21 protein-coding genes and 1 rRNA gene are annotated in these 26,585 nt (G+C 44.4%); 16 read left to right on the top strand and 6 right to left on the bottom strand.

What is annotated here, in order from left to right:
• Window positions 1-5 precede the first annotated feature (5 nt).
• Entirely contained in the window at window positions 6-1,094 is a 1,089-nt protein-coding gene (locus FTD44_RS14885) for an ABC transporter permease (protein WP_246625457.1), read from the bottom strand.
• Between the two features lie 150 nt (window positions 1,095-1,244).
• Here FTD44_RS14885 and FTD44_RS14880 point away from each other — a divergent pair, with 150 nt between their 5' ends.
• The 7 genes from FTD44_RS14880 (at window position 1,245) to FTD44_RS14850 (ending at window position 9,518) form a co-directional block, all read left to right on the top strand.
• Entirely contained in the window at window positions 1,245-1,817 is a 573-nt protein-coding gene (locus FTD44_RS14880) for a DUF6580 family putative transport protein (protein ID WP_222167182.1), read from the top strand.
• 189 nt (window positions 1,818-2,006) lie between these two features.
• The gene (locus tag FTD44_RS14875; RefSeq protein WP_222167181.1) at window positions 2,007-3,518 is read left to right on the top strand and encodes a carbon-nitrogen hydrolase family protein; all 1,512 of its coding nucleotides are present in this window, start codon (window positions 2,007-2,009) and stop codon (window positions 3,516-3,518) included.
• Window positions 3,519-3,610: 92 nt separating this feature from the next.
• Window positions 3,611-4,879, top strand: coding sequence for a tRNA (N(6)-L-threonylcarbamoyladenosine(37)-C(2))-methylthiotransferase MtaB (mtaB, locus tag FTD44_RS14870; protein WP_222167180.1), 1,269 nt, complete (start codon window positions 3,611-3,613; stop codon window positions 4,877-4,879).
• A 262-nt stretch (window positions 4,880-5,141) separates the two neighbouring features.
• Window positions 5,142-5,792 (top strand): fructose-6-phosphate aldolase, encoded by a 651-nt coding sequence (gene fsa, locus FTD44_RS14865; protein WP_222167179.1) that lies wholly within the window; start codon window positions 5,142-5,144, stop codon window positions 5,790-5,792.
• 104 nt (window positions 5,793-5,896) lie between these two features.
• Window positions 5,897-6,676: an ABC transporter ATP-binding protein gene (locus FTD44_RS14860; RefSeq protein WP_222167178.1), complete on the top strand. Its 780-nt coding sequence runs from the start codon at window positions 5,897-5,899 to the stop codon at window positions 6,674-6,676.
• Window positions 6,677-6,778: 102 nt separating this feature from the next.
• A complete protein-coding gene (locus FTD44_RS14855) occupies window positions 6,779-8,731 on the top strand; it encodes a PKD domain-containing protein (RefSeq protein WP_222167177.1) in 1,953 nt (650 codons plus the stop codon).
• A gap of 16 nt (window positions 8,732-8,747) precedes the next feature.
• Window positions 8,748-9,518, top strand: a complete 771-nt coding sequence (locus FTD44_RS14850; RefSeq protein ID WP_222167176.1) for an SDR family NAD(P)-dependent oxidoreductase — start codon at window positions 8,748-8,750, stop codon at window positions 9,516-9,518.
• Window positions 9,519-9,617: 99 nt separating this feature from the next.
• Here FTD44_RS14850 and FTD44_RS14845 read toward each other — a convergent pair whose 3' ends face one another.
• Both FTD44_RS14845 and FTD44_RS14840 read right to left on the bottom strand, forming a co-directional pair.
• Entirely contained in the window at window positions 9,618-13,304 is a 3,687-nt protein-coding gene (locus FTD44_RS14845; protein ID WP_222167175.1) for an ABC transporter permease/M1 family aminopeptidase, read from the bottom strand.
• 4 nt (window positions 13,305-13,308) lie between these two features.
• Window positions 13,309-14,187, bottom strand: a complete 879-nt coding sequence (locus FTD44_RS14840) for an ABC transporter ATP-binding protein (RefSeq protein WP_222167174.1) — start codon at window positions 14,185-14,187, stop codon at window positions 13,309-13,311.
• Window positions 14,188-15,093: 906 nt separating this feature from the next.
• Here FTD44_RS14840 and FTD44_RS14835 point away from each other — a divergent pair.
• The 8 genes from FTD44_RS14835 to FTD44_RS14800 all read left to right on the top strand — a co-directional run bounded on the left by FTD44_RS14835 (window position 15,094) and on the right by FTD44_RS14800 (window position 22,070).
• Window positions 15,094-15,888: a hypothetical protein gene (locus tag FTD44_RS14835; RefSeq protein ID WP_222167173.1), complete on the top strand. Its 795-nt coding sequence runs from the start codon at window positions 15,094-15,096 to the stop codon at window positions 15,886-15,888.
• Window positions 15,889-15,892: 4 nt separating this feature from the next.
• Window positions 15,893-16,627 carry a class I SAM-dependent methyltransferase gene (locus FTD44_RS14830; protein ID WP_222167172.1) on the top strand — a complete coding sequence of 245 codons (735 nt, stop codon included), beginning with the start codon at window positions 15,893-15,895 and terminating at the stop codon, window positions 16,625-16,627.
• Between the two features lie 40 nt (window positions 16,628-16,667).
• Entirely contained in the window at window positions 16,668-17,696 is a 1,029-nt protein-coding gene (locus FTD44_RS14825; RefSeq protein WP_222167171.1) for a threonine aldolase family protein, read from the top strand.
• A gap of 1 nt (window position 17,697) precedes the next feature.
• Window positions 17,698-18,291 carry a Crp/Fnr family transcriptional regulator gene (locus tag FTD44_RS14820; protein ID WP_222167170.1) on the top strand — a complete coding sequence of 198 codons (594 nt, stop codon included), beginning with the start codon at window positions 17,698-17,700 and terminating at the stop codon, window positions 18,289-18,291.
• A gap of 70 nt (window positions 18,292-18,361) precedes the next feature.
• Entirely contained in the window at window positions 18,362-19,030 is a 669-nt protein-coding gene (locus FTD44_RS14815; RefSeq protein WP_222167169.1) for an MBL fold metallo-hydrolase, read from the top strand.
• Window positions 19,031-19,134: 104 nt separating this feature from the next.
• A complete protein-coding gene (locus FTD44_RS14810) occupies window positions 19,135-19,533 on the top strand; it encodes a helix-turn-helix domain-containing protein (protein ID WP_222167168.1) in 399 nt (132 codons plus the stop codon).
• A gap of 37 nt (window positions 19,534-19,570) precedes the next feature.
• Window positions 19,571-20,329 carry an SDR family NAD(P)-dependent oxidoreductase gene (locus FTD44_RS14805; RefSeq protein WP_246625456.1) on the top strand — a complete coding sequence of 253 codons (759 nt, stop codon included), beginning with the start codon at window positions 19,571-19,573 and terminating at the stop codon, window positions 20,327-20,329.
• Between the two features lie 49 nt (window positions 20,330-20,378).
• On the top strand, window positions 20,379-22,070 hold the full coding sequence (locus tag FTD44_RS14800; protein ID WP_246625455.1) for a Na+/H+ antiporter: 1,692 nt from the start codon (window positions 20,379-20,381) through the stop codon (window positions 22,068-22,070).
• A gap of 1 nt (window position 22,071) precedes the next feature.
• On the opposite strand, the gene FTD44_RS14795 is transcribed toward FTD44_RS14800, so the two are convergent.
• Entirely contained in the window at window positions 22,072-23,091 is a 1,020-nt protein-coding gene (locus FTD44_RS14795) for a YncE family protein (RefSeq protein ID WP_222167167.1), read from the bottom strand.
• Window positions 23,092-23,234: 143 nt separating this feature from the next.
• Here FTD44_RS14795 and FTD44_RS14790 point away from each other — a divergent pair, with 143 nt between their 5' ends.
• On the top strand, window positions 23,235-25,310 hold the full coding sequence (locus tag FTD44_RS14790; RefSeq protein WP_246625454.1) for a TonB-dependent receptor plug domain-containing protein: 2,076 nt from the start codon (window positions 23,235-23,237) through the stop codon (window positions 25,308-25,310).
• On the opposite strand, the gene FTD44_RS14785 is transcribed toward FTD44_RS14790, so the two are convergent.
• Window positions 25,307-26,188, bottom strand: a complete 882-nt coding sequence (locus tag FTD44_RS14785) for an alpha/beta hydrolase (protein ID WP_222167166.1) — start codon at window positions 26,186-26,188, stop codon at window positions 25,307-25,309. The two genes, FTD44_RS14790 and FTD44_RS14785, sit on opposite strands and share 4 nt — an antisense overlap.
• Window positions 26,189-26,501: 313 nt before the next feature.
• Window positions 26,502-26,585, bottom strand: a 5S ribosomal RNA gene (rrf, locus tag FTD44_RS14780); the annotation flags it as partial.

Raw genomic sequence — 26,585 nt, 5'->3', positions numbered from 1 at the left:
ATCATTTAATTACGCACATCCAGTATGTCCCGGATGGCATTGCCTAAAATATTGAATGCCAGCACCAGCAGCATAATAGCTAAACCTGGAATTAGTGCCAGCACCGGGTTTCCGGCAATCAGGAAATTATAATGTTCCTTGATCATCAGTCCCCAGGATGGTGTAGGCGGTTGTACGCCTATACCCAGGAAACTTAAACCGGCTTCGATTAATATTGCCGTAGCAAAATTAGATGCAGCAATTACGGTAATGGGTCCGGCAATATTGGGCAAAATATGTCTAAAGATAATGCGCATATCTTTTAAACCCAAAGCCTTTGCCGCAACTATAAAATCCATTTCTTTCAGCTGCATTACCTGCCCGCGGATCAGCCTTGCAGCACTTACCCAGGAGGTAAGCCCTATGGCAATAAAGATTTCCCAGAATCCCTTACCTATAGTGAGGGTAATCGCAAATACCAGCAGCAGTGTGGGTATGGCCCACAGGATATTGACCAGCCACATAACTGCATAATCGACCCAGCCTCCGTACCAGCCGGATATAGTGCCCAGTATAATGCCTATGCTTAAGGATAGTACTACCGATACAATACCAACGCCTATACTCACCCTAGCCCCGATCAGCAGACGGGAGTAAATATCTCTGCCATAACGATCGGTTCCCAGCAGGAACCTCTTCTGTACAAATAATTTTTCGGCAACAGCATCTTTAGCATTGTTCAATCCAAGCGATTTAAAGGAGTACACCTGTACATCCTCCATACCGTCATCTATATAATGTCTTACCTGTATACCGTCTTTGATCTTCACCCAGCCATTGATGGGCAGTAATCGATAATCGGCAGGAGTACCCATAAGCAGGCGCTGCAGCCAGCCCGGCCGGGTAATGGTCTGCTCCTTGGGCACTTTCAGAAAAGTTTTGGTATAACCTGGTGGTTTAGCACTCAGTTCTACGGTCATCATATTGGCATCAGGTGTCCGGTCACTGGCCAGCGGATAGGCCAGTAACGCTACCAATGATACCCCTATAATGAAGAAAAGGGCTACCGATGCGGTTTTGTACCGTTTACAGAAAGTATAGAGTCGTTTGAGCAAAGACGAAAAATATGTGCCGCAAAATAGAATAAATATAACAAATACTGATCTTCCTGCAGGAATTATTCAGGATACATTTGTAAAATTTTTTAAAAAAATTAGTAACTTTGTCGCCTTACCGCATAGGTAATTACAATTAATTTTCTCAAAATGAACACCAAACAAAGAACTATCTTATTAGCAACTGTATTAGTATTATTTGCTGTTGTATCCCGTATCATGAGTGTTGAACAGAATATCTGGAACTTCGCAAGTATCGGAGCCATCAGCCTGTTCAGCGGTGCTATCTTCAAAAACAAAGCGAATGCTTATGTTTTACCCCTGATCGCATACCTCGTTACCGATATCTATATTGAAATCACAAAAGGAAACGGTTTCTATGATGCATCTCAATTCTTTGTATACGGTGCCATGTTAGTTACTGTATTCTTCGGTACTAAAATGAAAAGTGCCAAGTGGTATAACGTTGTTGGATTCTCTGTATTAAGCTCAGTATCTTTCTACCTGATCTCTAACTTCGGTGTATGGTTTGCTGGTTTCTTCCCATCTAAGTATGTGATGTACCCTACTACCATTACTGGTCTGATCGATTGTATGGTTGCCGGTATTCCATTCTACAAAAACACTTTCGCGAGCGATTTAATTTTCAGCGGAATATTATTCGGTGGTTATGCAGCTTATGCAAAAGCCAGCAAACAAAGCAAAGTATTAGCTTCAGCTTAATCCTGATACATTATTAATTATTGAAAAGAGGTACCGTACGGTACCTCTTTTTTTATGCCTGAAAATCACGCACTTTTCTTCACATAACTTTAATGCAGGCCTGCTTTCACTTTTAAAAGAAAGACCGTACCTTTTCGATAGCTATAAATAGCATTTTCTAAAAAATTGTAAATCAACGGACAATAATATATGGAAGTAATTGTAAGACAACTGCAGATCGAAGATTATGAGGGATTAAAAGCAGCTATGATCGAGGCCTATGACGGCATGGGCGGTGTATGGCGCGAAGCAAATATCAAGAAACTATTATCTATATTCCCGGAAGGACAATTCTGTGTGGAAGTAGACGGCAAGGTGGCTGCCTGTGCCTTATCTATCATTGTACAATACAAACTCTTCGGAGACGAACATACTTATGAAGAGATTACCGGCAACTATTCTTTCAATACCCATTTTGAAGATGGCGATGTACTCTACGGCATAGAAGTATTTGTACACCCGGATTTCAGGGAACTGCGCCTGGCCCGTCGCCTGTACGATGCACGTAAAGAGCTCTGTGAGCAGCGCAACCTGAAAGAGATCAAGGTGGGTGGCCGTATACCTAATTACCATAAATACAGTAATGAATTAACGCCTAAACAGTATATTGAAAAGGTGAAGGCCAAGGAGATATACGACCCGGTACTCAGTTTCCAGATTTCAAATGATTTTCACGTAGTCAAAGTACTGCGCAATTACCTGAAAGGAGACGTACAGTCGGAGGAGTATGCTGCCCTGCTGGAATGGAATAATATTTACTATTCCCGCAAGAAGAACGCTATGAGCGACAGCATCATTCGCCTGGGCCTGGTGCAATGGCAGATGCGTCCATTTGCCACTATGGAGAAATTCTTTGAGCAGGTTGAGTTTTTTGTGGATACCCTCAGTGCCTATAATGCAGACTTTGCCGTATTCCCGGAATTCTTCAACTCTCCCCTGCTCGCCGAATTTAACCATCTGTCGGAATATGAAGCCATGCGTGAACTGGCGAAGAAGACAGAAGAAATCCGCATAAAAATATCGGAATACGCGATTGCCTATAATGTCAATATCATAGCGGGTAGTATGCCGGTTGTGGAGGATAATAAATTATACAATATCTCCTTTCTCTGTCACCGCGATGGTAAGGTGAGCGAATATCGTAAGATACACATCACCCCGAACGAGGAAAAATACTATAGCATTACAGGTGGCGATAAGATCGCAGCCATCAATACCGATTGCGGTAAGATCGGCATCCTGATCTGTTATGATGTAGAATTCCCTGAGCTCTCCCGCCTGCTGGCCCTGGACGGCATGAAGATACTGTTCGTGCCCTACCTGACCGATACGCAGAATGCTTATACCCGCGTGCGCCATTGTGCGATGGCAAGGGCTATTGAGAATGAGTGTTATGTAGCTATTGCAGGCTGTGTGGGTAACCTGCCGGGGGTCAATAATATGGATATACAGTTCGGTCAGGCTGCAGTATTTACCCCTTCTGATTTTGCCTTCCCGATGAATGCCATTAAGGCGGAAGCTACACCCAATACAGAGATGACCCTTATTGTGGATGTAGATCTTAAACTGCTGAAAGAGCTGCATCACTACGGATCGGTAAAAACCATGCGCGACCGCCGTACAGACCTGTACGAGATCAAAAGGCTAAACAAATCACGCTAGGATTGAGTACATCTATAGGGCAAACGTTAAATTTTATGCAGATCAATGATATATTACGTAAATTTGCACCCCTTGTATTAAAAGTATTTTGAATGAGTAAAACGGTAGCATTTCACACCCTGGGTTGTAAACTCAACTTTTCAGAAACTTCCAGCCTGAGTCGTACGCTGGAGGCGGAGGGTTTTGTAAAGACCGATTTTGAAGAGGTAGCAGATGTATATGTCATCAACACCTGTTCTGTAACGGAAAATGCCGATAAAGAATGTCGCCAGATCGTGCGGAAAATACAAAGAAAAGCACCGGAAAGCCTGGTGGTGATCACTGGTTGTTATGCCCAGCTGAAGCCGCAGGAGATCGCCAGTATAGAAGGTGTAGACCTGGTACTGGGTGCTGCGGAGAAATTCAACCTGGCACATCACCTGAAAGAATTATCAAAAGGAAACAGTGCTAAAGTATGCAGCTGCGACATCGAGGATGTGAACGGCTTCAATGCCTCCTACTCTGTTGCAGACCGTACCCGTACCTTCCTCAAGGTGCAGGACGGATGTGATTACAACTGTTCTTTCTGTACCATACCCCTGGCCCGCGGCCATAGCCGTAGCGACAGTATTGCCAATGTGATTGAAAATGTAAAAGTACTGGCCGATGCCGGTACTAAAGAGATTGTACTGACTGGCATTAACCTGGGCGATTTTGGTAAAGGCAATACCGGTGGCAAGAAAAAAGAAGAAACCTTCTTTGACCTGATACAGGAACTGGACGCAACCGAAGGTATCGACCGCTACCGTATTTCGAGCATTGAACCTAACCTGCTCAGCGAGGAGATTATTTCTTTTGTGGCTGAAAGCAAACGCTTTATGCCACACTTTCATATTCCACTGCAGAGTGGTAGTAACCAGATCCTGGGACTAATGCGCCGCCGCTACCAGCGTGAATTATATACAGAGAGAGTACAACAGATTAAGGCATTAATGCCGCACTGTTGTATCGGTGTAGATGTTATTGTAGGCTTCCCGGGTGAGACGGATGAATTGTTTGAAGAAACATTCCAGTTCCTGCATAACCTGGATGTATCTTACTTCCACGTATTTACCTATTCTGAACGTAACAATACGCTTGCAGCCGATATGAAAGATGTTGTACCGCAACATATACGCAATGAGCGCAACAAACGCCTGCGTAATCTTTCTTATCAGAAAATGCGCTATTTCACCGAACAGCATACCGGACAGAAACGTGCAGTATTGTTTGAACATGCCAATAAGAACGGCATCATGGAGGGGTATAGCGATAACTACATCCGCGTGCAGGCAGCACATACACCCGAACTGGAAAACCAGATCGTTGAATGGGCTATATAAATTAATGTAATCTATCTTATAAAAATGTATCGTGCCGGTTATGCCGGCGCGATACATTTTTATAAGAAGATGCTTTATGACTATTTGCATGCAGGTAACTACTGTTCCTCCTTTCGAACAGATCGCAATTTGTTTTTTGAATTGCTGCCACACAACGCACTACCCGGAATCAGGCAAGTAGTCATAACAGCTACTCATTAAAAAAATTTCGCTTCACGGGATTTTAAAATTATCTTTGCCACACCAAATTCAATCAATTTTTATGAGATTTTTTATCGATACTGCTAATCTGGATCAGATCAAAGAAGCACACGATTTAGGTATTCTGGATGGTGTTACCACCAACCCTTCCCTGATGGCCAAAGAAGGCATTAAAGGTCAGGATGCGATCATGCAACACTACAGAGACATCTGCGCAATTGTAGATGGTCCGGTAAGTGCAGAAGTGATCTCTACCGACTTTGAAGGCATGGTTGCCGAAGGTAAAAAACTGGCGGCTATCCATGACAATATCGTGGTAAAAATCCCAATGATCAAAGATGGTATTAAAGCGATCAAATGGTTTACCGACAATGGTATTCAGACCAACTGTACCCTGGTATTCTCTGCAGGTCAGGCTATCCTGGCAGCAAAAGCAGGTGCTACAATGGTATCTCCATTCATCGGCCGCATCGACGATGGTAGCTGGGATGGTGTAAAACTGATCGAGCAGATTGTAAATATCTACAATGCACAAGGCTTTATGACTGAAGTACTGGCTGCATCTATCCGTAGCCCTTTACATATCGTACGTTGTGCAGAAGTTGGCGCAGATATCTGTACCTGCCCGCTGAGCTCCATCACAGGCCTGCTGAAACACCCGCTGACCGATATCGGACTGGCGCAGTTTATGGCTGATGCAAAGAATCTGTAAGGATTTGTGAAGATTTTCCGGAAATAAGGATTTCCACTTTATATTTGCGTATCGGGCTGTTCCCGATACGCTTTTTTATTCTAAGCATCTAAGCACATACGGTTATGATTGAAGTTAAGCACGTAAAAAAGAGATTTGGCGACAAGGAGATTCTGAAGGATGTGAGTTTTACCATGTACCCGGGTCAGACAAACCTGATCATCGGGGCCAGTGGCAGTGGTAAGACGGTAATGATGAAATGCATGATCGGCTTGTTTAAACCCGAAGAAGGACAGATCCTTTATGAAGGTGAGGATATATTGTCTATAGATGCTAAAGAGATGAAGGAGATCCGTAAACAGATCGGTATGCTCTTCCAGGGTTCGGCATTATTTGACAGTTTGACCGTTGAAGAGAATGTTATGTTTCCTTTAAATATGTTTACACAGGATTCGTATGCGAAAAGGAAAGCCCGTGTAAATGAAGTACTGGCTAAAGTGGAACTGACCGATGCCAATCATAAATTTCCGGCCGAAATCAGCGGTGGTATGAAAAAGCGTGTTGCGCTGGCCCGTGCCATTGTACTGAATCCGAAATACCTTTTCTGTGATGAGCCGAACTCCGGCCTCGATCCGCAGACCTCTCTCGTGATCGATCACCTGATCAAAAACATTACCCGCGAGTATAACATCACTACTGTAATCAATACACATGATATGAATACGGTAATGGAAAGCGGTGACCATATTGTGTATATGCACAAAGGTGCGAAACAGTGGGAAGGCTCTAATGAAGAAATTATCTTCAGCGAGGATGAGTTGCTGAACAACTTCATTTTTGCTTCTGAATTCCTCAGAGGCGCAAAAGAAGCACGGATCAGGGAAGCACGCAATGCCGGCAAATAATGATATCCCTATCCATAAAGGGTTTTAACCGACTTTAACGCTCTTTAACATTTTTTTTATATATTTTTATATAAAGTTTAGACCCCATCAAAAAGCATCTCTATGCGATATGTAAAAAAAATAATCCTGTTTCACCTGTTTGCTTTATTCCTGATCTGCCAGGGAGCCTCTGTTTATGCCAGTCATACCATGGGCGGCGATATACAGTATGTATGTCTGGGAAATAACAGATTTGAATTTACAGTCACTCTATACCACGATTGTCTTACCGGCCAGCAGGAAGCGATCAATGCAGATGATCCTTCTTTCTATGCCATATTCGAAAAAGGCACAAATGTGGCTGTACTCCGGGGTTCTACCGGAGCGGCCATTATCCGGCAGGTTGTACCTACCGGATTCAGCAATGAATGTATCAGCAACTTTCCGAATGTGTGCATGAGCAAAATGGTATTTAAGTTTACTGTTACCCTGCGGCCATCCACCAACGGATACACATTTGTATACCAGCGCTGTTGCCGTAATGCCAGCATTACCAATATTTTCAGCCCGGGCGTAACAGGTTCTACCTTTACTATAGAAATACCTCCTTTTACTGCCAGTCAGTGTATCAATAATAGTCCGGTATTTCATACCGCACCGCCACAGATCATCTGTGCCAACAATCCGCTGAATGTAGACTTCTCCGCATCAGATGCAGACGGAGACTCTTTAAGCTATGAATTATGTTCTGCTTACATCGGTGGTGATGAGTTTAATCCTAATCCGGGCCTGCCGGGTCAGCCACTGATCCAGGCACCACCATATACACCGGTAAGCTATGTACCGCCATTTACAGCAACGGCTCCACTACCCTCTAACCCGGCACTGGCCATTAATCCGACTACAGGTTTAATGACAGGAAGACCTACTGCAGTGGGCAGGTATATTGTTACTGTTTGTGTAAAAGAATGGCGTAATGGTGTTGTGATCAATACCGTAAGCCGTGACCAGCAGTTTGTAGTAACCGACTGTTCCCGGAATGTGATTGCTGATATTCCCCAATTAAACTATGAGCCGGGCACCTATATTATCAAATGTGATAATGACCGTTCTGTGTTCTTTCAGAATTCCAGCGCAGGTGGCAACACTTATTTCTGGGATTTTGGTGATCCGAATACAGATGCAGATACTTCATTGGCCTTCCAGCCAACATATACTTACCCGGATACCGGTACTTATGTGGTGAAACTGATCGTCAACAGGGGTACAACCTGTTCAGACAGTATTACCCGCTTGGTAAAGGTATACCTGCCGCACGTTACCGACTTCAGATTTGACGGTAACCTGTGCCAGGGCAGCCCATTACAATTTACCGACTTATCCGTTACCCAGATGCCGCCATTCACTTTCTGGCAATGGGATTTCGGTGACGGACAGACTTCTACTCTGCAAAACCCGGTACATACCTATAACACCAATATAGAAAACCATGTGGTACGCCTGATCTCTGCATCTCAGAAGGGCTGCCGCGATACCGCTATTAAAACAATTGTAATTCCGTATTTCGATCCGAGCGCAGGCAGTGATACCATCATTGTAAAAGGGTATCAGTTCAATATGCGCGGCAGTGGCGGCGCTAGTTATGAATGGACTCCAACAGACTTCCTGGTGAATCCGACCGATCCGCTTACGGCAACTAATTATACCTCCAGCGGAGTGTATCCTTATAACCTTAAGATCACCAGTGCACAGAACTGTGTGGCCAATGATTCTGTAACGATTACGGTAGTAGATAAGCCATGGTTTATTGTTCCTTCCGGATTTACGCCAAATGGCGACGGCCGTAATGATATTGTAAAACCGATCTCTGTAGGCTATGTGCGCCTGCTGTATTTCAAAATATACAATCGTTTTGGCCAGCTGGTATTCCAGTCATACAGCTTTAATAACGGCGGTTGGGATGGCTATTTCAACGGCAAACCTGCCGAGACGGGCGTGTACTTCTGGCATGCAGCGGCTGTAGATCCGTTTAATGAAACATATGAAGCGAAGGGCGATATAACCCTGTTCAGATAAAATTATACATACAAAGATGAAAGTTGTTATTACCGGCGCTACCGCAGGAATCGGAAGGGCCTTAGCAGAAGAATTTGCCCGCAACGGGCATGATTTATGGATCACCGGCAGACGTACAGACCGCTTGACTGAAATCAGTGCACAACTGCAGAAGGAATATAATGTAACCGTAAACTATACCTGTTTTGATATCCGTGAAAGAGCAGCTGTAGAAAATGCTGTTGCGACAATCGCGGCTGATTGGGGTACTCCAGATATACTGATCAATAATGCAGGCCTGGCACTGGGCCTTTCCGGTATTGAAAACGGAGACGTTGACCAGTGGGAAACCATGATTGATACCAACCTGAAAGGATTATTATATATGACCCGCCATATTGCGCCACTGATGGTGAAGGAGAAAAAAGGCCATATCATCAATATAGGATCTACGGCGGGCAAAACAGTGTACCCTAACGGTAATGTATACTGCGCCACCAAACATGCTGTAGTAGCCCTTTCTGAAGGCATGCGCATAGACCTGATGAATTACAATATTAAAGTCACCGCGATCAATCCCGGTATGGTAGATACAGAATTCTCCTGGGTACGCTTCAGTGGTGATGAAGATAAAGCCTCTAAAACATATGATGGCTTTGAACCCTTACATGCTGCCGATGTAGCCCGTACCGCTTACTATTGCGCTACCCTTCCGGAACATGTATGCCTCAACGAAATTACCATGACCTGCACCCGCCAGGCCAATGGTATCTTTAAAACAACAGATGCTGCCGTGCAGCAGTCCTGAGTATACTCATCAGGTATAATAGAGAAATGAAATTACCTCCACATCATAATAAAGCCAGGCAATCGCCTGGCTTTATTATGATGTGGAGGTAAAAGAAGATTAATCATTATCATCCGATCCCATATCGAAACGAACTTCCTTCTCGGACAGGTTCGGCACTTTAGGTACAATACCGAAATTACAGATATTATTGTCCGGTGTGCGGTCAATCAGTTTATTATAAGGATCTATTCCGGCAAAGACTGGTTTTTCTTTTACAATAAACACAAATGTTTTTTCCGGTGCATCGATCTTCACTTTATGGAAAACCAGTGGATTATATTGCTCTTTGGACCCTTTAGCCACAGCGGCAAATACACCAATGTCTATATAATCATTCACCTGTTGTTTCGTGTTATTACCCATGCTATCGGAACGGAACTTCACACAGCCCACCGTCAGGGTAACTTTGTAACGACCATCAGACATCGGTTCTGATTTCAGCGATTTGACATAGTTTTCATACACGGTAATATGCTCAAACATATCGGAGATAATGTACTTCAGGCTATCCGGAGTAGCTGATCTCAAACAGTTTACAAAAGCTACCGCATCTGTATAAGGAGGCTCCTGGTAGGCCACCTGGCCGATGAAGCGGCGCAGGGCAGCATTCAGGCTGTCTTCCCCGATATAGTCTTTCAGTGCATACATAATTACACTTCCTTTCTGGTAGTGAATGTACTGCTGATTCTCTACAAACATCAGCGGACGCTCTCCTTTGCCATCGACAGTTCTGCTGCGCAGGTAATTATCCATCTCATGCTTCAGAAATTTCTTCATGTTATCTTTTCCGTAACGGTGCTCCATAACCATCAATGCACTGTACTGCGCCATGGTTTCGGACAGCAATGTACTACCCTGCACATTAGCCCCGATTACCTGGTGGGCCCACCACTGATGTGCTACCTCATGCGCGGTTACATAGTATGGCAGATCAATCTTGCTCCAGTCACTGGTATCTACTTTATTGGTAAAGCCGATATCTTCAGAGAACGGAATGGTATTGGCAAAAGACTGCGCAAAGGAAGCAAATCGAGGAAACTCAATAATACGTACCTGGCGATGCTGGTAAGGAGAGAAGTTCTTCGTATAATAAGACAGACCATCTTTGATTGAACGGATCATATTCTCAACATTGAACTCATGCGCTTTATTATAATAGATCTCTATATTAACGCCATTCCATTTATCTTTCTTGATCGCGTAACGGGCCGACTGGTATGCATAAAAGTTCAACATAGGACTGTCCATTTTATACTTAAAGAAGTTACGGCCGTTTTCTTTCCACTGTTTCACCAGGTATCCCGGTGCAATTGCAGTCTGATCTCCGCTGGTACTCACCTGTGTTTCGAAACGAATCCAGTCCGCATCATTGGAAATATAAGTATTCATATGCGCAGCGCTATCATTGATGCGTGCCATACGCATCTTCGGAGGCAGGTTATACTTTTTACGTTCCCGGTTAGAGGATAGCTCAGAAGCATCATTATAGCCCAGGCTTGGCATCATCTGGTTGTTGAAGAAGCTACCATTCGATACTACCAATGTGTTGATATCATCATTGGCAAAGCCTTTTGGTGCATAATCAAATTCGAAGCTCAGCTTCACAGAATCGCCTGGTTGTAACGGCTGCTGTAACTTAAACAGCTTTACACCAAATTTACGATCATCTTTAATTACGGTTGATGGTACATTCAGATTCACCTCTTTATAGAATACCGGAGAGGTCTCATCAAAAATGTTTACATAAACCGTATCTACAGGAAGGTTATGCTTATTTTTCAGCCAGTAGAATCCTTTGGCATGAAAACCACCCTTGTCCGGATATATATCTACATCAACATTCGCCTCCACGATACGCGGCTGCAGGGTATGTTCGTAACGCTTAAAGCTTTGCTCATACTCCACACTTTCACGGGTCATTTCCTTTACAGTCTTATATGTATTCAATACCTGGGTATTGTAATAAATATAACTGCCCCAGGCTAAGAAAGAGAGTACACTGAGGCCAAGGGCCAGTTTCATACCACGGGTCACTTCCTTTTTCGAAAAACGCAGGCGTGCCCCGATCTTGTACTCCTTACCTCTGCCGTAGAAGTATAAGGCCACAAAAACAATGATCAGTACAAAGCTGAGCCAGTAAGCCTTATAGCTGAACCATGGGAATAAAGGACCATAACCGTTCAATGCCGAATAAGGCAGGCGCGGACCATCAGAATCAAAATTGTATAATTTGTTATTCCACTCCAGTTTGGCAAACAGGATGCTCAATAACATTAAGGGAATCAGGGAGAAGAAGAAACCCAGGTATTTGTTGGGAGCGAATACCTGTATTGCCAGGCATATCCCTACTGTGATAGAAAAGGAAGTCAGTCCCAGCACGACAATGCTGATCATGTACTGAATCAAATCTATATGCAGGAAAGACTGGGATACCTGTATAATGATACCGGTAAGCACTGCCACCAGTTGCAGCAGCAATACAATACCCATCAAACCCACATACTTAGAGAAGAACAACACAGTATTACTTACCGGTGTGGCATGGATCAGTTCATCGGTGCGCGTTTCCTTCTCGCGGAATATAATGGTACCGGAAAAGAAGACTACGAAGATCGTGGTCAGGAATCCGTAGGAACCCACAGAACGGATCACGTTCTCTGTAAGCGGTTGCATAGCACTTTCGTACGCATTGTTACTAAAGTAGTTGATCAGCCAGATAAGGCCTACCATCAGTATGGCGATGATGATAAAGAAGGTGCTTTGCGCAATCTTACGGAACTCAAATTTGGACAGGTACCACAGTTGAGACCAGGATGAAACCCTGTTAAAGGCGCGGCGTACCACCGGAATATCAGACAAGGTATGGTAACCGGATGTAGCCGGTGCACTGCTTTCCTCCTTACGTTTAAACAAACGGAAAGGGGTGAGAAACTGTGTAAAACTAAAACGGTAATAGCTGATAGCAGTCAGTACAATGGCAATGCCGATCCAGAGCAGCCTGTTTTGCAGCAGGATGTCTTTCAGCGGTATAAGTTTCGTATTCTGCTCTGCGGGTGTCCAGTATTCGGTAATGGTTCCGAAAGCGATGCTTCCGAATGGCTCTATAATAGCAGAAAGTGTTTTCTTATCCAGGTCTGCACTCATCGCTTCTGCAATACTGCGCAGGATCAGCAGGATGATACAGAACAGGTATGCGGTCAGTGTTTTGCGGGTAAAAGTAGTTAAGGCAAAAAGCACAATACCGATGAAAAATACATTAGGTAGTGTAAATAACAGGAAGGGTTGCAGGAAGTTCATCAGTTCAAATGCACCAACTACAGGTTTGCCCATTCCCGGCAATAGTCCGATAAAGTAACCGATCAGGTAACCGGACATTACAAAAATACCCAGTACCAGCGCCGCAAGGAAACGTCCGAAGAAGTAACCGGCCTTACTGATAGGTTTGGTAAAAAATAAGGCATGGGTATTGTACTCATAATCTTTCTGAATAGCTGTCGCCATAATAGAAACCAGTACGATACTGTTCAGCAATCCGAATACATTGCCATTGAGTGCTACCAGCAGAGAAGATACGCTGTATGCCGAATTGGCAATAGTACTATGATCTCCCTCAAAGGTATTAAACAGGCCTACCTGCTCAAAGCCGATCACCATACTCAGTGCCAGGAACAATCCGAAAAATATATAGATCATGGGTCGCTTAAAACCCAGTCTCAGTTCAAAACCAAATATTGCAGCAAACATAAGCTTAGTTTATAGAGTTATTGACAATAGCAGAAAAATACACATCCTCCAGTCCTACAGGAGCCGGCTCAAAGCCATTACCCGGATCTTCTTCGCTGAATATGCGCAGGATCAGCGATCCGCTGACCATAGAAGAAGAGATGGCATTGTACTTTTCTTTATACGCACTGAAGGTGCTGCTGTCAATTGGTTTCATCCATATTTTACCGTCGATACGGTGTACCGCATCCTGCGGACTTCCTTCATATAAGATCGTTCCGTGGTTCATAATCACCATTTTACGACAAAGGTTTTTTACATCATCTACGATATGGGTTGAGAGAATTACGATGGTTTGTTCGGCAATTTCACTCAGCAGGTTCTGAAAGCGGTTGCGCTCCATAGGGTCCAGACCGGCTGTAGGTTCATCCACAATCACCAGGCTCGGATTACCGATCAGTGCCTGGGCAATACCGAAGCGTTGACGCATACCACCCGAGTACTCGCTCACATTACGCCTGCGTGCCTCATACAGATTGGTCTGCTGCAGTAAGGCAGAAACCAGTTCTTTACGTTCGCCTTTATTAGTAATACCTTTTAATACAGCAAAGTGATTCAGCAGATCCCAGGCCGATACTTTAGGATAGAAACCAAAATCCTGCGGCAGGTAGCCCAGTTGCTTGCGCAATTCGTTTTTCTGATGAATTACATCAATATTACCCAGTTTTATACTACCGGAATCAGGATCCTGCAAAGCTGCAATCGTACGCATCAGGCTGGACTTGCCGGCGCCATTAGGGCCCAGCAAACCAAACAATCCTTTTTCAATGGTCAGATTTATATTGTTCAGTGCTTTTACACCGTTAGGATATACTTTGTTTACATTTTCAATGACTAAATTCATAGTAATAATGCGTTTTTGATGCCACAAGATAAGTTATACGAACAAATATAGTGTGTCATTTTATCGGACCTATCCCCCATTGCGGGGGAATTTTATCAACTTAGCCGTTATTTTTATCCAAACAGTACCCTAATCACACAGATCAAAGTAAAAAGAGCAGAGATATACCTGATTATATCGAACAGGCAATACTAGATAAGCTTACCCGACCAGGCTTCAGCGCTTCGCCCGAAGTGCAGGAAAGAAGGATAAGCGCGAAAGCGCGTGCGCCAGCTATATAAAAAGCCAACACCAGTTATCCTTATTTCTGATCAATGCACCAAAAACATAAACCCACCCACCGTTGTACTAAGCCCCGCCGCTGGAAAGCTCAATCAGCTCACCAAAAAGTAAAATGTCATTTAGGTTTAAGGTGGTCTGTGGGACCACTAAACTGAATGCGGGCAGGTTTGTGTATACCCGACGGGTATGAAAGAGACCGGTTCTATGTAGCTTTTTGCTGATCGCACTTAGCTATTCTCTACCCCTGATTGAGCTTTGAGGTCCCCATTTTAAGCTTTTATACAGGTTGGATGTAGCTTTTTGCTGAATGCGATTTTGGTTTTTGGCGGGTGGGTGTACCTAAGAGGTGGGGGCCATTGTACCCTGAGGTGCCCGAAGGGTACTTTATAGCTAAGCTACCTGCTTAGAGGATCTCAGCTTTGTTTGGTTTTGTCCCGATTGCATCGGATTTATGTAAAAAGCCCCGATACAATCGGGCTTGAATTGGTAGACCTGGGTGCCCCTTCGGAACACCCACGCCAGGAACGATCACTTCGCAATATCGAATTTCACAATTACATATTAACAAATCATAATTTTAAAATAGTAAAAGTATCAAAACTGTTTATGTATTTTCGAGTACTGATGAAGCAAAGACAACATTATCTATTTCTACTTCTCCTACTGATAATCTTATCTACCCAGTATTCATATGGACAGACCCAATCATTGTCCCTCATCAAAGGACATAAGTATACTAACTGTAATGCAGACTATATATACATTGCAGATGACACTCTACTAATTAGTACATTAAATGACGGAGATTCGGCATATTACTGGTACAGTGGTGATACCTTATTTACACGCCAGTACTCCAACGCATGGCAAGGCAATAGGTCCTGGACCGACACTGTTATAACCCCTTATATTTTAAGCAATATCTCTACAGATTCCTTCATTATTAAAACAAAAGCATACTATGGCAAGGAATACCATCCCATTCCCCAATTCATCAACAATAAATATTTAGAACATGATATAAAAGATTTTGAGTATATTGGAATACATCATCAAGGGCCATTTTGGGGAGAAAGTCAATTATATATAGATAACAATAGGATGGCGGTGTTTATATTTAATACGAACCGATCTGTTATTCATGGTAGGATAGATACAGCATTAACTCCCAAAAATCATGTATTCTCAATATCCGAGCAAGACCACAAAGATTTGTTGTACTGTATAAGAAAGGCACAATTCCAGCATAAAAACTGCATGACCAGAAGTCATCCGATAGATGAAAGCAACATAACCATTGTATTGAAAACGAAAGATGATTGGTTCATGTATAATAATAGTTATACCACACAAGCTCAATCAGAATTGATGATGCTTTATGAAAAAATTTTGAATCGCGTTGTAAAATATAAAAAGTAAGACTATGAAAGACCTTTTTTCACAGCATTCTGCAGACTATGCAAGGTACCGGCCACAATACCCGGAAGCATTATACAAATGGTTAGCAGATCAGGTGCCTGCAGCGGATCATGCCTGGGACTGCGCTACGGGCAATGGGCAGCTGGCCCGGCACCTCTCGCTCATCTTCAAACAGGTTGAGGCGACAGACATCAGTGCCCAGCAGCTGAAAGAAGCCCCTCAATTGCCCAATGTGCGGTACAGTGTACAACCGGCAGAACAAACCGATTTTCCCGACCACACCTTCGATCTCATTACCGTGGCACAGGCCATACACTGGTTTGACTTCAACGGTTTTTATGAGGAGGTTAAGCGTACTGCCAAGCCCGGGGCCTTATTACTGGTGACCGGTTATGGTAACCTGAAGGTAACCAATGTGGTAGACCAGATCATCGCACACCTTTATGATGATATTCTAGGCCCTTACTGGGATCCGGAGCGGAAGTACGTTGATGAAGAGTATAAGACCATCCCCTTCCCTTTTACCGATATTAAGGTTCCGCATTTCCCCGTATCGTTTAGCTGGAGTCTGGAGCACCTGATCGCTTACCTCAATACCTGGTCGGCCGTTAAACATTATGAAAAGAAACATGGAGAAAACCCTGTTGACAGTATAACGGAAGCCCTTAAACAGGCCTGGGGTACGGCTGCCGAACATTCTGTACATTTTCCTTTATTATTAAGAGCAGGCAGAATATAAGCAGCATTGTCCCTATTTTTGCGCATTCAAGACAAAGGCTATGTACCATTTCAGAAACGATTATGCAGAAGGCGCGCACCCATCTATTCTCCAGAAGCTGCTGGAGACCAACCTCGAACAGCAGGCTGGTTACGGAGAGGATGCCTACTCTGCAGCGGCAAAAGCAATCCTGAGGCAAAAAATGAACTGCCCCGAAGCGGTGATCTACCTGATCTCAGGCGGTACACAAACCAACCTGATCCTGATCTCTTCTTTGCTGCGCGTTCATGAAGCCGTGATCAGTGCGCAGACCGGACACATTGCAGCCAATGAAACGGGGGCAATAGAAGCTACCGGGCATAAAGTTATTGCCGTACCGGCAACAGATGGCAAGCTAAAACCTGCTGATATACAGGCAGTACTGGAAGCTTACTCACTCAGACCACATGTGGTAAAACCGCGCTTGGTATACATATCCAATGCTACCGAGACCGGTACGATATACAGTCTTGCAGAACTGGAGGCCCTGTCTGCCTTTTGCAAAGCACATCAGCTGATCTTGTTTGCCGACGGTGCCCGTCTGGGTCATGCCCTTACTGCTGCATCAAATGATGTACGCCTGGAAGATATGGCAAGACTGACCGATGCATTCTATATCGGTGGCACCAAAAATGGCGCTTTGCTGGGCGAAGCCCTTGTATTCGGCAAGCCCGAACTGGCGGATGAGGTCGATTATGCCCTCAAACAAAAAGGTGCCCTGCTGGCCAAAGGACGGGTAATGGGTATACAGTTCCTGGAGCTGTTCCGGGATGATCTCTACTTCGACCTGGCCAGACATGCTAATAAGATGGCTGCAAAAATGGCGCAGGCCATTAAGGAGAAAGGCTTTAGCTTTCTTTCCGAACCAACTACTAATCAAATATTTCCGATATTACCAAAAGCACTCATTGAACATTTAAGTGCACAATTTGCCTTCTATATATGGAAGGAGATAGATGGAGATACTGCTGCCGTTCGGCTCATCACATCCTGGGCCACAGACGAGCAGATGGCCGATGCATTTATAGCGGCGATGAACCAATATGTATAAAATGATGCAAGATGGCACACAGCAACTGAGCCAATACCTCCGCAGTTTATATTCCATGCCGGAAGACATTTTGCAGGAAGGCATTAACCTGTTCCAGGCAGTACAGGTACCTAAAGGGGCATTCCTGTTCAGAGAAGGGATGATATGCCGGGAGCTGGCCTTCGTTCATTATGGTCTGTTACGGGCATTTTCGCTCAGAGAAGATGGCCGGGAGCTAAGCTCCTGCTTTGCGATGGAGCATGATTTTGCCTGCGATTATAACAGTTTGATACATTCTGTACCGGCATCGAAAAGCATACAGGCACTGGAAGACTGCCAGCTTATGGTGATCACTCATCATAACCTACAGCAATTGCAGGATCGCTATCCGGCCTGGCAGCATATGGGCAAGATACTGGCCGACAAGGAATTTATAGAAAAAGAAAGATGGGCCAATCGCCTTCGCCTCGATAATGCGGCAGAACGGTACCAGTATATACTGGAAGAGCAACCGGGCCTGATAAACCGTGTACCGGTAAACCAGCTGGCTTCGTACCTGGGCATGACCACCAGGACGCTCTCAAGGGTACGTAAGGCTTTGTGCAGGCAGCAGTAATGAAGACAAATGTCCTTTTTTAGTATAGCTCTACCAGGTAGTTTTGAAATCTGTATTAAAACATGATTTTATGACAACAGTAGCTCCGGGTGTATACCACCTTCCTCTTTTTTTCGGACATATGATCAATTGCTATATCGCTGATGGTTTCCTGATCGATGCCGGTATACGCAGTTCCTTTCCCAAAATACTCAAAGCGACCCAAGGGCTTCCGATCAAAGCACATGTACTTACCCATGCCCATCCCGACCACCAGGGCAGCAGCCATGCGATCTGCAAGGCACTGGACATTCCTTTATGGTGCAGTGCTCCCGAAGAGGGGCAGGCCGTATCTGGCAAGGTAACCGGAGAATACCCTTCCCCCCAACACCTTATTCCGAGATGGCAACAGCAATACTGGGCCGGACCGGGCCATCCGGTGGCCAAAACCCTGAAAGAGAATGACCGGATCGGCACATTTACCGTGATCGAAACACCGGGACACTCCAGCGGACACCTTTCCTTTTTTCGCGAGGCGGATGGTACCCTGATCCTGGGTGATGTCGCGACCAATATACACCTGCTTACCGGCATCCGGGGGCTGCATCTGCCTCCCGGCCTTTTCACAAAGGATAAAGAACTGAATATCCGCTCCTTAAAAAAGCTGGCGCAATTAAACCCGCGCGTCATCTGCTTCGGGCATGGCCCGGTACTGCGCAATGATAGAGGTCAGTTCGAAAGCTTTGCCGCGAAATTGTAATAATTTGTTTAAAATCATCGTTATCAAGTGTGGCATATCAATTTGTTCTACATTTGAAATACCAAGCACGTAACCCTGACCGATAACACTGTAGCAGAACTGATATGAGCAAAACGACACGTCCGGAAACGATGACCAGAGAATACCTGGATTTTATAGACCAGCACTTAGCCGATATTTTATCCGGCGCTACCGCTGAGATGATGGAACTGAAAGATATTGCGGCTGCCATGCATGTATCGCACTCCCACCTTTCTGATACCATAAAAGAACACACCGGCTACCATCCCTGCCATTTTTATGACCAGAAAATACTGGATATTGCTAAAAACATGCTGCTGAAAGATGCCGTATCTGTGGCAGATATTGCCCGCATCCTTACCTACGACCCTTCCAATTTCTCCAAATTTTTCAAAAAATTTGAGGGCTTGACGCCGGGCCAGTTTCGTAAAAAATATATAACGCTGCAAAATACCGAAGCTAACACCATGACAATGCTGTAAAATGTTGAAATTTTGTGTCTTCAAATCACAAATCAATATGAACAAAATAGCATTAGTAACCGGCGGAAGCCGTGGTTTAGGCAGAAACATGGCAGAGGCATTAGCATCAAAAGGCCTGGATGTAATCATTACTTATAAAAGCAATACTGAAGAAGCAAACAATGTGGTACTGGCCCTGCAGGAGAAAGGGGTTAAGGCCCATGCACTGCAGCTGGATACTGCAGACAGTCAGTCATTCTCTGCATTTTCAGATACACTTAAAGAATCTTTATCTGCTCATTTTCAAACAGATAAAATAAGTTATCTCATTAATAATGCAGGTATTGGCATTCACGCTTCATTTGAGCAGACTACCCCGGATCAGTTTGATCAGTTGATGAATATTCACTTTAAAGGAGCCTTCTTCCTGACACAGCAACTGGTAGCTGAGCTCATCGCCGATGGTGGTGGTATCATCAATATTTCTACAGGCCTTACCCGTTTTGCCACTCCGGGCTATGCAGCTTATGCCTCCATGAAGGGCGCAATGGAGACACTGACCAAATACCAGGCTAAAGAACTGGGTAGCCGTGGCATCAATGTAAACATTGTGGCACCAGGTGCTATTGAAACCGATTTTGGTGGCGGTGTAGTAAGAGACAATAAACAACTCAACGATATGCTGGCGGCACAAACGGCCCTGGGTCGCGTGGGTGTACCGGACGATATCGGTGGTGTGGTAGCCTTCTTATGTACCGATGAAGCGAAATGGATCACTGCACAGCGCCTCGAAATATCTGGAGGTATGTTCTTATAAAGAATTCTTATAGCGCGAAAAACAGATCATAAATAAAAAAACATTTTTTTTGTACTTTGGGACAGCCATTGTGCCGGTTACCATGCCGGTATGGTGGCCGTTCTGTTTATCCACCATTTGTTATTCATTTATGCATCATACATTACTCCTGGTTTTAGGCTTACTTTTTGCAGTACTTATGCTGGTCATGCTGGCACAGAAAGCCAAAGTGGCCTACCCTATTTTTCTGGTCATAGCCGGGCTGGTCATCAGCTTTATACCCGGTCTGCCGCGCATATCGCTGAAACCGGACCTGATTTTTACCATTTTCCTGCCCCCATTACTATATGAGGCAGCATGGTATACTTCGTGGAAGGATTTCTGGAAGTGGAAACGGCCAATCAGCCTTTTGGCCTTCGGACTGGTGTTCTTCACCTCACTGGTGGTCGCATATTGTGCCAATAGCTTCATTCCCGGCTTCACCCTGGCCCTCGGCTTCCTCCTGGGTGGCATTATATCCCCGCCAGATGCCGTGGCCGCTGCTACGGTATTAAAAGGCCTTAAAGTGCCTAAAAGAATACTGACCATACTGGAGGGCGAGAGCCTTGTGAACGATGCTTCCTCCCTGATTGTGTTCCGTTTTGCCCTGGCGGCGATCCTTACAGGTAGTTTTTCTATGCAGCAGGCTACGGGGCAGTTTTTCCTCGTTGCGGGTATGGGCGTAGTTATCGGACTGGCCGGTGCGCATATTATGTATGTGATCCATCGGTTCCTGCCCACTAATGCAGCTACAGACGCGGCCTTTACTGTCATGACACCATATATGCTTTTCCTGGGGGCAGAGCAGTTCCACTTTTCCGGGGTAATGGCGGTAGTCAGCGGCGGATTATTTATATCTTTCCGGGCCCATGAAGTGTTCCGCAGTGGACACAGCCGTATGAATATGCTGGGTGTCTGGACCACAATGATCTTTATTATGAATGCACTGGTGTTTATCCTTATTGGACTGGCATTACCGGATGTGATTGAGGGACTGGGAGATTATTCTATTAAAGATGCCATTATCTATGGATTGATTATCAGCGCAATAGCTATCGTACTACGTATGCTGTGGGTATTTCCGGCAGCACACTTACCACGCCTGCTGAGCAGCAGGATACGCAAAGACCCTTCTCCCGGCTGGAAAGGTCCCCTGATCATCAGCTGGGCCGGAATGAGAGGAGTGGTTTCCCTGGCTACAGCCTTATCGATTCCTTTGTTTATGGACGATAAAGTGACCCCTTTTCCGCATCGCAGCCTGATCATCTTCATTACTTTTGTTGTAATCTTTGTAACCCTTGTATTTCAAGGACTTACACTTCCATTGATCATTAAATGGACGGGCATAAAAGAGATTGATATCATTGCTCCGGAAAATGAGCAGCAGGCGGGTATCCGTTTTAACCTGAACAAGGTGGCCCTGCAACAGATCAACGATCACCACAACCATCACCTGGATGTAAATGAATTTTTGCGCCAGCTAAAAGCGGAACTGGAGGCTGATCTGCAGATGACCCAGCAAAAACTGGAAACACTGGGTTGTAATATGGATGAACACGGACGCATTCAATCCTTTAACCATATATTACTGGATCTGTATCATATACAGCGCCAGGAGCTGTTCCGTCTGCGCAGAGAAAACCTGTTCAGCGACAGCGAGATCCGCAAGGCCGAGTTGCAACTCGACCTCAGCGAAATGAAGGTCACAGGCATCAGCCATTAGCCTATTCTACTACCTGTACGCTGGTGATTCCGTCCGGTTTACCAATCGGGATGCGGGTTATTTCTTTACGGGTATTCAGGTCTATTACAACAACATAATTATTAGGGGTGCAGGATATAAACATCCGGTTGCGCCCCTTATCCATATATATACCGGCCCCCTGGCCTATATTCCTGCTTTCTAAGAACTTGCCTGTGGCACGGTCATAGTACAGCAGGTCTCCTGTCTTGACACTCACGATACAAACCGTCTTGCCATCCGGAGTGATTCTGAGGCGATGCAAGCCCTCCACACCGGTATTAATGTCCTTCTTTATCTTCTTTTGCAACAGGTCTACAACAATAACATGACCATCGGGACGTGCAGTCCATAACTCCTGTGCACTTTCCAGCACATCAAAACCCTCTGAACCCAAACCTGTAGGCACCAGGGTCTGCCGCCACTCCTGCCGTTCTGTAGCACCAGCGGGCAGCTTACCCGTCGGAGGCATATAAGGAGGAAGGGTCTGCCAATCAAAAATACTGACTGTACCCGATTCTACATTTGTGGTATAAAACTGCTTTTCATCGGTGCTTAGGTAAAGCAAATGCGTAAAATCCTGTCCGGTTCCGAATACATTGATCATTCGGTCTGCCTGCACATCGTATTGTACTACTGCTTTTGAGCCCTGTGCAGTAAACCATAATATTCCATTCCTATACACCAGTCCATGAGGGATATAGAAGGGCCTGGTATCCACTTTATGCAGGAGTTTCAGGGTTTTCAGATCAACAATATCGATCTCATGACCGGCCGCATTCATCTGCGGCACTGATATAAATGCCCGCGAACCATCTGCACTGGTTACCACCTCATGCGGATCCGGACCTACGCTTACTGCGGTAATGCTATCCAGTGCGTTATAGTCCAGTACAACCATTTTACCCTCTGTTTTAGATAAAACCAGAATATATTCTTTATTGCCGGCATAGCTCGACCCAACCAGTAAAACGCCGCATAATAGAGACGATATTGCCTTCATAATCATAAGCTTGTAAAATAATTATTTCCATTTAAACGCTGTTGTTAAAATGCCCTAAACAATAATTTAATATAGATGTGGGAAAATAATTTATTAGATTTGTCTAACTTTTTTATTTTTGCATTAATTAAACAAATTTAGCTTTGAAAAACTTCATACAACATATCATATTGATCACCGGGATGATGGCGATTACATCACTTGCCATTGGCCAGGAAGTCACATCACCAGACAGCCTGAAAAAGGAAAGTAAACAAACAATACTCGACGATGTTGTGGTAACCGGCACCATGAAAGAAGTGTCCAAGATCAATAGTCCCGTGCTGGTCGAGGTATATACCCCTGCCTTCTTTAAAAAGAATCCTACTCCGAATATCTTCGAAGCCATGCAGAATATCAATGGTGTACGTCCGCAGATCAATTGTAATGTCTGCAATACCGGTGATATCCATATCAATGGCCTCGAAGGACCCTATACGATGGTCCTTATTGACGGTATGCCTATTGTGAGTAGTCTGTCTACGGTATACGGACTTTCCGGCATTCCCAATTCTATTGTGGAACGTATAGAGCTGGTCAAAGGTCCGGCCTCTTCTTTGTATGGTAGCGAAGCTGTAGGAGGGCTGATCAACATCATTACCAAAGCACCGGGCAATAAGATACAGGCCAGTGCTGACCTCATGGCTACCAGCTGGCAGGAATATAATATAGATCTGGGCCTGAGTCTACCCCTGGGCAAAAAATGGAGTATGATGACCGGTGTCAATTATTTCAACTACCAGCAGCCAGAGGATAAGAACAAGGATAACTTTACGGATGTCACCCTGCAAAACCGCATTTCTGTATTTCAAAAGTGGAATTACAAACGCAAGGAAAACCGTGTTGCCAGTATAGCCGGCCGCTACCTGTATGAAGACCGATGGGGCGGAGAAATGAACTGGACGCCGCAATTCAGAGGTGGGGACAGTATATATGGAGAGAGTATTTATACCAAACGCTGGGAGCTGATCGGTAAGTACCAGTTACCGGTAAAGGAGAAACTGATGCTCTCCTTCTCTTATAATAATCATGATCAGAACAGTGTATATGGCGCTACCCAATATATGGCATTGCAAAATATCGCCTTCGGCCAACTGACCTGGGATAAGCTGGTAGGCAAACATGATCTTTTACTGGGTACTGCGCTGCGGTATACTTATTATGATGACAATACTGCCGCAACTATAAAGGCTCAGAAAAGTGTTCTTCCGGGTATCTTTCTGCAGGATGAATATACTTTCAACAAGAAACACAAGTTACTGATGGGCTTCCGCTATGACCATCATAATGTACATGGCAATATATATACCCCGCGCCTGGCTTATAAATGGGCCGTCAGTCCAGAACATATTATCCGCGTCAATGCCGGTACGGGCTTCAGGGTGGTGAATATTTTTACAGAAGAACATGCCGCCTTAACCGGTGCGCGCAGCCTGTCTATCCTGAACGATCTGAAACCGGAGCGGTCATATAATATCAACCTGAACTATAACCGCAGAATATTCAGCGAACAGGGACATTTTTATAGTTTTGATATTACAGGATTCTACACCTATTTCACCAACCGCATTGTACCAGATTATGAAACCGATCCGAATAAGATTATCTATGATAACCTGGATGGCTACGCCGAAAGTAAAGGTATAAGTCTGAATATGGATATGAACTGGACCAACGGATGGAAATTCATGGGAGGGGCGACACTGATGGCCAATACGGTTACTGCTGCAAAAGTGACCAAACAGCAGATCCTGACCGAGAAATTTACAGCAACCTGGGCCATCTCTTATCTGATAAAAGCAGCAAGGGTATCTATAGATTATACCGGTAATGTATATAGTCCTATGAGATTGCCTTTACTTGGCCCCAACGATCCGAGAAGCGCTTACTCACCATGGTGGAGCCTGCAGAATATTCAATTGACCTACAAGCATAATAAGCGTATGGAGATATATGCTGGAGTAAAGAATCTGCTGGACTGGACACCTAACCGGAATAATCCGTTCATCATAGCCCGCAGCCACGATCCCTTCGATAAAAAAGTAGAGTACGGTAGCAATGGACAGGTAATGACCACTACTGAAAACCCTTATGGGTTGACCTTTGATCCAACCTATGTATATGGGCCCAATCAGGGCAGAAGAATATTTGTTGGTCTGCGTCTGCAGCTCGGAGCTTAAGCACCAAACTGCCAGCACCAGTTTTGCATTTCCTTGAAGACGGATCCTGCAACAGCAGGATCCGTTAAATTCAGATCGTAACCTGCTGCAGACAGCGGAAATAAACGGTTATAGCATTTAGTATTATTCAGGATTACCTGGTATGCATTTGTCTGGTTAAAAGGCACTACATCATCGGCTTTGCCATGAATTAATAAAGTAGGCGTTTTTTTCGGGTAAAATCTCGGGCTTGCATCCAGGTAGGCTGTAGGAACACCTGTACCCAAAACATATGGCTTACCCGTAATCGCTTCCAGTTCCTTTAATTTATTCAGCGATATCATATTATTCAGGTACATATCATCTGTCAGATCGCTGGGCGCTGCCAGTGCAATAACAGCTTTGATCATATCATCAAAGTTATATTTGTGTGTGTATAACAGTGCCATATGTCCACCAGAGTTCATCCCCACTAATACGTAACCGCTATTGCGTATACCCCATTCTTTACTATGTGCAGTAATATAATTGATTGCATTGTGTATGTCTTCTACTATACTCTGGTAATGCACACTTATAGTATCTGCCTTACGCACATTGATATTGATAGCAGCAATGTGATTGCGCAAAAAGCTATCCTGCCAGCGGGTCATCGTTTCTTTTCCTCCCATCGTCCAGTAAGCTCCATGTAACAGGATCACTACAGGAGTATTCCCTACCCTTCCCTGAGGCAGACATACGTCCATCCGATAAGCCGGATCAGCCCCATAAGCAACATCATACTGTTTCAATTCATCCAGGTTCGGATTTGCAGAAGTATTGTTTAAAGAGATACTCTTTTCGCAGCTCAACATGAACAAGCAGGCAAAAAGAGCAGAGAATACTAAACGAAAGTTCATTTAACAAAAAATTTGGATGTAAATATAAGGAGTTTATAACATAAAGCACAATATGAATATAAATACCTGAAAGATTATTTTTATATGATCTGCTTAATACACAATAAGCGCCCTGTTTTCAGGGCGCTTATTGTGTATAGGCTATTAATGTATTTGTGTTGTTGTATTTGTGTTGTTGTGTTTCCTTTATTTCTGGTATTCTCTGGTATGGTATTCCTTGTTGTTTTGTTATGTCTTGTTGTTCTTCCTTTTGTTAAGTATATACATAAAAAAAAAGAGACACCCTTCAGTTTTGAAGGGTGTCTTAAAATAAATATGGCAGCTACCTACTTTCCCGGAATACACCAGTATCATCGGCCATGATGGGCTTAACTGCTCTGTTCGGAATGGGAAGAGG

This window comes from Edaphocola aurantiacus (genome assembly GCF_019797745.1).
Taxonomy (GTDB): domain Bacteria; phylum Bacteroidota; class Bacteroidia; order Chitinophagales; family Chitinophagaceae; genus Edaphocola; species Edaphocola aurantiacus.
Note: the sequence above shows the minus strand (reverse complement) of the source record. Positions and strands in the feature narration are given on the sequence as shown.

Bases quoted from the DNA above. Each gene is read 5' to 3' on its own strand.
- FTD44_RS14805 (WP_246625456.1), top strand. From the start codon at position 19,571: ATGAACAAAATAGCATTAGTAACCGGCGGAAGCCGTGGTTTAGGCAGA.
- FTD44_RS14855 (WP_222167177.1), top strand. From the start codon at position 6,779: ATGCGATATGTAAAAAAAATAATCCTGTTTCACCTGTTTGCTTTATTC.
- FTD44_RS14845 (WP_222167175.1), bottom strand. From the start codon at position 13,304: ATGTTTGCTGCAATATTTGGTTTTGAACTGAGACTGGGTTTTAAGCGA.
- FTD44_RS14875 (WP_222167181.1), top strand. From the start codon at position 2,007: ATGGAAGTAATTGTAAGACAACTGCAGATCGAAGATTATGAGGGATTA.
- FTD44_RS14830 (WP_222167172.1), top strand. From the start codon at position 15,893: ATGAAAGACCTTTTTTCACAGCATTCTGCAGACTATGCAAGGTACCGG.
- FTD44_RS14880 (WP_222167182.1), top strand. From the start codon at position 1,245: ATGAACACCAAACAAAGAACTATCTTATTAGCAACTGTATTAGTATTA.
- FTD44_RS14825 (WP_222167171.1), top strand. From the start codon at position 16,668: ATGTACCATTTCAGAAACGATTATGCAGAAGGCGCGCACCCATCTATT.
- FTD44_RS14785 (WP_222167166.1), bottom strand. From the start codon at position 26,188: ATGAACTTTCGTTTAGTATTCTCTGCTCTTTTTGCCTGCTTGTTCATG.
- mtaB (WP_222167180.1), top strand. From the start codon at position 3,611: ATGAGTAAAACGGTAGCATTTCACACCCTGGGTTGTAAACTCAACTTT.
- FTD44_RS14810 (WP_222167168.1), top strand. From the start codon at position 19,135: ATGAGCAAAACGACACGTCCGGAAACGATGACCAGAGAATACCTGGAT.
- fsa (WP_222167179.1), top strand. From the start codon at position 5,142: ATGAGATTTTTTATCGATACTGCTAATCTGGATCAGATCAAAGAAGCA.
- FTD44_RS14820 (WP_222167170.1), top strand. From the start codon at position 17,698: ATGATGCAAGATGGCACACAGCAACTGAGCCAATACCTCCGCAGTTTA.
- FTD44_RS14795 (WP_222167167.1), bottom strand. From the start codon at position 23,091: ATGAAGGCAATATCGTCTCTATTATGCGGCGTTTTACTGGTTGGGTCG.
- FTD44_RS14835 (WP_222167173.1), top strand. From the start codon at position 15,094: ATGAAGCAAAGACAACATTATCTATTTCTACTTCTCCTACTGATAATC.
- FTD44_RS14850 (WP_222167176.1), top strand. From the start codon at position 8,748: ATGAAAGTTGTTATTACCGGCGCTACCGCAGGAATCGGAAGGGCCTTA.
- FTD44_RS14840 (WP_222167174.1), bottom strand. From the start codon at position 14,187: ATGAATTTAGTCATTGAAAATGTAAACAAAGTATATCCTAACGGTGTA.
- FTD44_RS14815 (WP_222167169.1), top strand. From the start codon at position 18,362: ATGACAACAGTAGCTCCGGGTGTATACCACCTTCCTCTTTTTTTCGGA.
- FTD44_RS14860 (WP_222167178.1), top strand. From the start codon at position 5,897: ATGATTGAAGTTAAGCACGTAAAAAAGAGATTTGGCGACAAGGAGATT.